General features: G+C 63.2%; 10 protein-coding genes and 2 pseudogenes. 6 read left to right on the forward strand and 6 right to left on the reverse strand.

What is annotated here, in order from left to right; translation table 11 throughout:
• Together VEK15_16945 and VEK15_16950 are read right to left on the reverse strand one after the other, a co-directional pair.
• On the reverse strand, window positions 1-335 hold a 335-nt coding region (locus VEK15_16945; GenBank protein ID HXV62392.1), incomplete at its 3' end, for a hypothetical protein.
• A 62-nt stretch (window positions 336-397) separates the two neighbouring features.
• Window positions 398-1,006: a hypothetical protein gene (locus VEK15_16950; protein ID HXV62393.1), complete on the reverse strand. Its 609-nt coding sequence runs from the start codon at window positions 1,004-1,006 to the stop codon at window positions 398-400.
• A gap of 249 nt (window positions 1,007-1,255) precedes the next feature.
• On the opposite strand from VEK15_16950, the gene VEK15_16955 reads away from it, so the two are divergent.
• Window positions 1,256-1,702, forward strand: a complete 447-nt coding sequence (locus VEK15_16955) for a VOC family protein (GenBank protein ID HXV62394.1) — start codon at window positions 1,256-1,258, stop codon at window positions 1,700-1,702.
• Window positions 1,703-1,715: 13 nt separating this feature from the next.
• On the opposite strand, the gene VEK15_16960 is transcribed toward VEK15_16955, so the two are convergent.
• Together VEK15_16960 and VEK15_16965 are read right to left on the reverse strand one after the other, a co-directional pair.
• Window positions 1,716-1,952, reverse strand: coding sequence for a type II toxin-antitoxin system prevent-host-death family antitoxin (locus VEK15_16960; protein HXV62395.1), 237 nt, complete (start codon window positions 1,950-1,952; stop codon window positions 1,716-1,718).
• Window positions 1,894-2,247: a type II toxin-antitoxin system RelE/ParE family toxin gene (locus VEK15_16965; protein ID HXV62396.1), complete on the reverse strand. Its 354-nt coding sequence runs from the start codon at window positions 2,245-2,247 to the stop codon at window positions 1,894-1,896. Before VEK15_16965 ends, VEK15_16960 begins: the two co-directional genes overlap by 59 nt.
• A gap of 141 nt (window positions 2,248-2,388) precedes the next feature.
• On the opposite strand from VEK15_16965, the gene VEK15_16970 reads away from it, so the two are divergent.
• The gene (locus VEK15_16970) at window positions 2,389-3,990 is read left to right on the forward strand and encodes a serine hydrolase domain-containing protein (GenBank protein ID HXV62397.1); all 1,602 of its coding nucleotides are present in this window, start codon (window positions 2,389-2,391) and stop codon (window positions 3,988-3,990) included.
• Between the two features lie 433 nt (window positions 3,991-4,423).
• Entirely contained in the window at window positions 4,424-4,561 is a 138-nt protein-coding gene (locus VEK15_16975; GenBank protein HXV62398.1) for a hypothetical protein, read from the forward strand.
• A gap of 22 nt (window positions 4,562-4,583) precedes the next feature.
• Here VEK15_16975 and VEK15_16980 read toward each other — a convergent pair.
• Window positions 4,584-4,777 (reverse strand): annotated as a pseudogene (locus tag VEK15_16980) (type II toxin-antitoxin system PemK/MazF family toxin).
• Window positions 4,778-4,874: 97 nt separating this feature from the next.
• Window positions 4,875-5,075: pseudogene (locus VEK15_16985) on the reverse strand (ribbon-helix-helix domain-containing protein).
• 96 nt (window positions 5,076-5,171) lie between these two features.
• Here VEK15_16985 and VEK15_16990 point away from each other — a divergent pair.
• The 3 genes from VEK15_16990 to VEK15_17000 are packed head-to-tail and all read left to right on the forward strand — an operon-like array spanning window position 5,172 to window position 6,993.
• On the forward strand, window positions 5,172-5,591 hold the full coding sequence (locus VEK15_16990; protein ID HXV62399.1) for a DUF433 domain-containing protein: 420 nt from the start codon (window positions 5,172-5,174) through the stop codon (window positions 5,589-5,591).
• 18 nt (window positions 5,592-5,609) lie between these two features.
• A complete protein-coding gene (locus VEK15_16995; protein ID HXV62400.1) occupies window positions 5,610-5,957 on the forward strand; it encodes a DUF5615 family PIN-like protein in 348 nt (115 codons plus the stop codon).
• Window positions 5,958-5,988: 31 nt separating this feature from the next.
• Window positions 5,989-6,993: a methyltransferase gene (locus tag VEK15_17000; protein ID HXV62401.1), complete on the forward strand. Its 1,005-nt coding sequence runs from the start codon at window positions 5,989-5,991 to the stop codon at window positions 6,991-6,993.
• Window positions 6,994-7,085: the final 92 nt, after the last annotated feature.

Here is a 7,085-nt window from a genome sequence, read left to right on the forward strand (position 1 = left end):
AGCACGAGCCCGAGCGGAAGCTTCGCCCGCCGCAACAACGCGAGCCCCACGAGGAGGGCAAGGACATCGGCTCCGGCGACTCCCGCCTTCGGAAGGTCCAGCGGTCGCTCGAAGAGGAACGAGCCCGCCCGGAACGCCGCCGAAGTAATAAGGATGAAACCGACCGAAAGCCATCCGCGCGCCCGCGAGCTCGCCCGGATCCCGAGCGCGTAGAAGAAGAGGAGCGCCGCCCAGATCGCCCAGAGCTCCAAGGTTTCCCAGCCCAGCTCGCGCGTGGCGACGAGCCAGTAGAGCGCCCCCGTGGGGAGGGAAAGCACGACCAGCCGCAACATCACCGAGGGTAGTGTAGTGGCTCGTGACGAGCGAGATCACCGATCCGTTTGTAAGGATATAAGATTCACTCGACGATGTAAGGTGGCGGAAAGATGATGTCCATGTCCTGGACCATCACCGCGCTCATCCGATCGCCCATCTTCGTGGAGACGAAGCACTGTGAGGGACCCACGGGATTGACCGAGATCCACTCCGACATCGTCATTACGCCGTTCATCAGCACGTCCGAGCGGTACAAAACGTTCCCGGGCCCGATGCCGTACGTCACGTCCTGCATCTCGTCGAGACCTCCCACGTTGACGGGCAAATCGAGGTAGATCTGGGCACTGTTGCAGGTGGTGTTGGTGAAGAAGACGCGGGCCTGGGACGCGAACTCCGTCTTTCCGACGCGGAGCAACACTTTGTTGCTGCCTTCGGTCAAGACGACGTAGGGCTTGTTGTTGTCCACGCCGACGACGTCTCCGACCACGCCGTCCGTCGAGTCCCGGATGACCATCGCCGGTATCGCGATCGTACCGGAATCGTTGATTTGCGCCCGCAACGAGGGGGAAAGAAGCGCCAAGACGAGAGCCGTCATAACGAGCCCGAAAACGATCGAGATGCGGACTGCAGAGCGCGAGTACACCACGAAGAACCTCCTGCGGTTATTGCGAATGGATTCGAGAGCTCGCATTCTACATCACACGTGGCGGCGAAGTCCCTGGACTCCGTCCAAGTTCCGCGAGCGGTTCGAGTGATCGTGCCTATGGCCGGCTGGCCCACTTGTCAGGAGTAGCGCTTTCCGAGTAGGGTAACGGAAAAGATCGTCGCGCGCTGCGCGGGCTCGACCGGAGCGACTCGTGACGCACACGTCCTGCCGACTCCCCGCCGTGCGTCAGGCAGCGGTCGCGAGCGGTCGAATAGCGGAAGTCCGAAGGGGTCCATGGGAGTTCGAGAGCTCGGCCACATCGTGCTCTACGTGCGCGATCTCGAGCGAGCGCGCACGTTCTACCGCGACGTGCTCGGGTTTCGCGAGATCTTCGCCGTGCCGGCACGGGCGGCCGGCTTTTCGAGCGGAAGAACGCATCACGAGCTCCTGCTCTTCGCCGTCGGCCAGGACGCCCGTCCCATCCCCCAGGGAACGCGGGTCGGCCTGTACCATTTTGGCCTCAAAGTGGGTGACAGCGACGACGACCTGCGCGCGTTGCTCTCGAAGCTCCGGGACGCGGGCGTTACCCTCGTGGGCTCGAGCGACCACATCGTCACCCACAGCCTCTACGTTCTCGACCCCGACGGAAACGAAGTCGAGCTCTATATCGACGTGCCCGGCGTCGACTGGAGATCGGACCCCTCGATCCTGATGGCCCCACCACGCCCCCTGCGCCTGTGACCCGCGGGTCAGATTAATCCTCGAGCTCCTCGAGCCGAACACCGTGACCTTTCCGGAGGGCTTCCCGTGCCTCGGCGATGCGGCGAAGGAACTCGGGGTGATGCTCGAGCCGGTAGTCGAACCAGTCCTCTTCCGACTCGAAGCCGATGAGCACTCCGGCAGGCTGTCCATGCCGCGTGATGAGGATCTCCTCATCGGCCGCCAGGCGTAGATACTTCGAGAGGTCGTCCTTGAGCTTCGCCAGTGGCACCGCCCGTCTCGGACGTCCCTTCTCGTTCGAGCCACGCTTGCGCCGCGTCCTTGCTAACGACGGCGAGGACCTCAACCCTTTCTTCTGTGACGTCATAGAACACCCGAATATCGTCCACTCTCAACCGATACTGGGGCCGGTTGAGACCCCGGAGCCGCTTGATGCGACTCTTGCTCAACTTTGTCGGCTCATACCGCAGGTGGCGCTCGAGAGCATCTCGTAGCCGACCTCGGACGTGTGCCGGGAGGTTGCGCATCGCCTTGACCGCCCCAGGCGCCAAGACGATCTGATACATTCTGGCTAGATTCTAGCCAGAACTGTCAGGGAGGCGCAACTCGTTGGCACCTGCAACGTCCGCGATTCGAGGGCTTGCCGTTGGGCGACAGATGAGCACCCCGCCTTGCCGGCGGAGCCCATTGTGGCCAATAGTAATGCTATGTCGAAAGTCAGTCTTCTGGCCCTCACGCTCTCGCTGGCGGCGACTGCCGCAACGGCGGCATCGCGCGACGTGGGCGTCGACGCCCTTTTTCGCCAATGGGATCGCAAGGATACGCCGGGGTGTGCGCTCGGTGTGATCCAAAACGGCGAGCTCCTCTACTCGCGCGCCTACGGCATGGCGAATCTCGAGCACGACGTTCCTCTGTCGACGCGATCCGTCTTCCGAACCGGCTCGCTCGGAAAGCAGTTCACCGCCTTCGCCATACTCTTGGCCGAACAGCAGGGAAAGCTCTCGGTCGACGACGACGTGCGCTTGTACCTCCCCGAGCTTCCCGAAACCGAGCGTCCCATCACGATCCGTCATCTGATCCACCACACGAGCGGGCTCCGGGACTACTTGACCCTGATGGAACTGGCCGGCTTCCGCGACGAGGACTTCTACACCGAGCAAGACATCCTCGATCGCCTGAGCCGCCAGGAGAACCTCAACTTTGAGCCGGGAAGCGAGTACCTCTACAGCAACACCGGCTACTTTCTCCTATCGCAGATTCTGCTCCGCGCCACGGGGTCGACGCTCGCCCAGTTCGCCGCGCGCTACCTGTTCGAGCCGCTCGGGATGAGGGACACGCATTTTCACGACGACTTCCGCAAGATCGTGCCGGGGCGCGCGACCGGCTACCGCCCGCGAGAATCCGAGGACGGCTTCGAGATCGACATGACCACGCTCAACATGGTGGGGGACGGCGGCGTCTTCACGACCGTCGAGGACCTCGTTCACTGGGACCGGAACTTCTACTCCGGCGAAGTGGGGGGCGCGGAGCTCGCCCGCAAGCGTCTCGAGACCGGCCGTCTCGACGACGGCAGGGTACAGACCTACGCCTACGGGCTCACGATCGGAAGCCACCGTGGCCACCGGACGGTCTCTCACGGCGGGGCGTTCGTCGGCTTTCGAAGCGCCATGATCCAGTTCCCCGACGATCGGTTCTCGGTGTACGTGCTCTGCAATCTCGCCACGGCGCAACCGACGACGCTCGCCGAGCAGGTCGCGGACATCTTTCTCGAGCTCGAGCCGGAGCCCGAGCCCGCGGAAGTTGCGGTCGAGGCCGCTCGCTTCGAGCCCTGGACCGGCGTTTATTTCGACGAGTCGACGGGGGATCTCGCGGAGATCGTGCTGAAGGACGGTGCGCTCTACTGGCAGGAGGCGGAACGGAAGCTGAGCGCCGTCGCCCCCCCGAGATTTCGGGTCGCGAGTACCGAGCTGACGTTCGACCCGCCGCAGATGAGGGTGGAGCGCGCCGGGCAGCGGCCCTTCGCCTATCGCCGCGTCGAGACCGTTACCCCCGACGTCGCCGCCCTCGCGCGCTACGTCGGTCTCTATCACTGCCGGGAGCTCGACCTGGTGTATCGGATCGAGCTCGACGACTCCAATCAGCTCGTTCTCGACGGGCGGTCGTTTCGATCTCCCATGACGCCGGTCTTCCACGACGGCTTCCGCTGGGAGCAGGGAACACTCGTCTTCTCGCGAGGCGTGGAGAACAAGCTGCGCTCGTTCGAGCTTTCCGCCGGCCGCGCGAGAAACTTCGTTTTCGTGCGCCAGTGAAGGCTGATGAAAGAGTGCGGCCCAGCCTGCCGAGCGGTGGCCGAGACGTCTGCCGCGAGATCGGCGCGAAGCGCCGCAAAGGCCAAGCCGTGGCGGCCGATCGTCCGCAGGTCCCGCCACGGCATTGAGTAGAGAATAGAAACCGGTATGCTCCATCCGGATGCGGACATTCTCGAGGTCGACGTCGTGACCGGCCGCAAGACGGCCCTGGCTCGCGTCGTAACGAAGGCGTTGAAAGCCCTCGAGAAAGCCGGAATCCCGCACGCGGTCATTGGCGCGACCGCCCTGGGCGTTCGCGGACTGCCCAGGATGACCCGTGACCTGGACGTGGTCGTCTTGACCGAAGATAGATGCGTACGCGGCGCTCGACGCTCTGGTTGCCGCCGGCTTCCGATCGGCCACGCCCATCCGGCGCTCGGAAGAGCCCGAGCCGATGTACGTCCTCGAAAGCAAAGGCGGTATCGATGTCGACCTCTACGCCGCCGCCGGAGAGCTGGAAAGCACCGTCGTGGCCGAGGCCTCCGAGGCGTCCGTCTTGATCCTCGACGAAGAGGTCAAGATTGGGGCGTAGCGCTCAAGCTCCAATGAGCTCGTAGGGTCAGCGGAAAGCCAGCGCGCTGTGGCACGCTCGTCAACGCGGCGGCGATGACGGTCCCCGATCGCGCGTTGAACACATCCTGGCTGAGAACGACAACCGGACGATTACCGGATTGCTCGCCCCCCCCCGAGTTGGATTCAGGTCCGCCCAGCGAATATCCCCTCTCAGTATTCGGCCATTCCGGCAGATCCCGCGACACACCCGCTTCCGCGAGCTCCTTCTCGACGAGCGGATCCAGCTTGGCACACTCCCGTGCCAGTCGACTTCGCTCCAGCCGTTCGAGCTTTTCGGACACCGCCTCCTCGATCGCCTGACTCCGGTTGGGATAGAATTTTTCCTCGACAAGCCTATCCAGTCGTGCGACTGTCGCAGCGTCCAGTGAGATCGCGATCTTCGCTCGAGGCATTCCGTCTCCTTGTCGACGGTATGACGATACTTCATACCCGCCGCGCGAACAACGGGCGGTTTCATGCCCCTTTCTGCGCATTGGGCGCCGCGGTGCCAGGATTGACTCCCGAGTGTAATGACCGTAGTATTTATCTGTGCACAACGTGCACAGTTAACGTCACGGAGTAGAATCTCAGTGTCTGACAAAACGAGAGGAATCCGCCTCCAGAGCGACCTCGAGAGTGAGATCCGTCGAGAGGCAGAAGAGCGGGGCAAGTCCTGGTCGGCCATGACCAAAGAGCTTCTCGCCGAGGCCGTCCGGATGCGACGGGTTCCTGGAGTGGTTTTCGCCGATGGTCCTTCCGGAAGGCGGGCCGTCTTGGCTGGAACCGGCATCGACGTTTGGGAAGTCATTGCCGCGTGGAAAGGCGGGGGTCAGGATTCGGGGAAGCTTCGTGAGGACTTCAGCTGGCTGAGGGAAACACAACTTCGGGTTGCCCTCGCGTACTATGAGCTCTACCCGGAAGAGATCGATGTGCGACTCGAGCGCGAGCGCTCCTGGACTCCTGAACGCCTGCGAAAAGAGCTACCGTTCACAACGTCTCTGAAGGGATAACTCCCCGTCTTGAGCTTCTTGCTCGATGAGGACGTTAACCCGGCAGTTGCGACAGTTGGTCGTGGGCTTGGACTCGATGTCGTAAGCGTCCACGAAATGGATCGACGGGGCGTCGACGACCCTTCGCAGCTCGAGCTTGCCGCGGCAACGGGCCGAGTCTTCGTGACCCGAAATAGGGACGACTACATCAAGCTGACCGTGCGCTTCTACCAGATGGGCGCTCCTCATCCGGGCATCATCGTCATTCCCTACACGCTCCCCAACCGGGAGCCTGGCAGGATTGCGCGTGCTCTGAAAACGTGGCACGACGAGCACACGGTGGACGAGAGCCTTCAGTATGCCATCTTCTTTCTCGAGGAGCGGTAATCGTGGCGCGCAACCGGTAGAATACGCGTCTATGAAGAATCAGGAATCGGTTCAACGGCTCGCCGAGATGATCGGCGGCATCGTCGTTTCCCAATCGGTGTTCGCCGCCGCCGAGCTCGGCATCGCCGATCATCTGGCCAGCGGCCCTCGCTCGGCGTCCGAGCTGGCGCAGGCGACGAACACCCACCCGGAGGCGCTCTATCGGCTCTTACGCTATCTCGCGGGCCACGGCGTCTTCGAAGAAGGGGAGGACGGCCGATTCGCCTTGACGCCGGTGGGGCATTTCCTCAGGAGCGGCGTCGAGGGAACGCAGCGGGATGCCGCGCGCATGATGCATCGCATCGGTCCCGGCTGGAACGAGATCCTTCACAGCGTGAACACATCCGAGAGCGGATTCGCGAAGGCCTTCGGTAGACCGATCTTCGAGCACATGAGCGAAAACCCCGAGGATGCCGCCATTTTCGACGCGGCGATGGTCGGCTTTCACGGCGGTGAGACGAACGCCGTGCTCGACGCCTACGACTACTCGAGCATCGAGACCCTGGCGGACATCGGCGGTGGGAACGGCTCCGTGCTCTCGGCCACCCTCGATCGCTACCCCGGGCTGCGCGGCATCTGGTTCGACCTGCCCCACGTCGAGGAACGGGCGAAGGCGGCGTTCGCCTCCGCCTCACTCGACCATCGTTGCGACTTCGCCACCGGTAATTTCTTCGAGTCGGTTCCCGAAGGCGCCGATGCCTACCAGATGAGGCACATCATCCACGACTGGTACGATCCTCAAGCGGTGCAGATCCTCGAGAACGTTCGGCGGGTCATCCCATCGCACGGCCGGCTCCTCCTCATCGAGGCGGTCATCAGTCCCGGCAACGAACCATCGTTCGGAAAGTTCGCCGATATGATCATGCTCCTCGTCCCCGGGGGCATGGAGCGCACCGAAGAGCAGTTCCGCACGATCTACGAGATGGCCGGTTTCGAGCTGACCTCGATCACCCCGACCGAGTCCGCCGTGTGCGTGATCGAGGGACGGCCGGTCTAGCACCGGGAACAACCTCTCGAGGACACTTCTCCATCGTGCCGTGAGACCCTCGGGCCACGATCGATTGGTGAGACTTGGTCGCCCATGGCCCG

It is taken from the genome of Vicinamibacteria bacterium (assembly GCA_035620555.1).
Lineage (GTDB): Bacteria > Acidobacteriota > Vicinamibacteria > Marinacidobacterales > SMYC01 > DASPGQ01.

Bases quoted from the DNA above. Each gene is read 5' to 3' on its own strand.
- VEK15_17000 (HXV62401.1), top strand. From the start codon at position 5,989: ATGAAGAATCAGGAATCGGTTCAACGGCTCGCCGAGATGATCGGCGGC.
- VEK15_16975 (HXV62398.1), top strand. From the start codon at position 4,424: ATGTACGTCCTCGAAAGCAAAGGCGGTATCGATGTCGACCTCTACGCC.
- VEK15_16970 (HXV62397.1), top strand. From the start codon at position 2,389: ATGTCGAAAGTCAGTCTTCTGGCCCTCACGCTCTCGCTGGCGGCGACT.
- VEK15_16955 (HXV62394.1), top strand. From the start codon at position 1,256: ATGGGAGTTCGAGAGCTCGGCCACATCGTGCTCTACGTGCGCGATCTC.
- VEK15_16950 (HXV62393.1), bottom strand. From the start codon at position 1,006: ATGCGAGCTCTCGAATCCATTCGCAATAACCGCAGGAGGTTCTTCGTG.
- VEK15_16965 (HXV62396.1), bottom strand. From the start codon at position 2,247: ATGTATCAGATCGTCTTGGCGCCTGGGGCGGTCAAGGCGATGCGCAAC.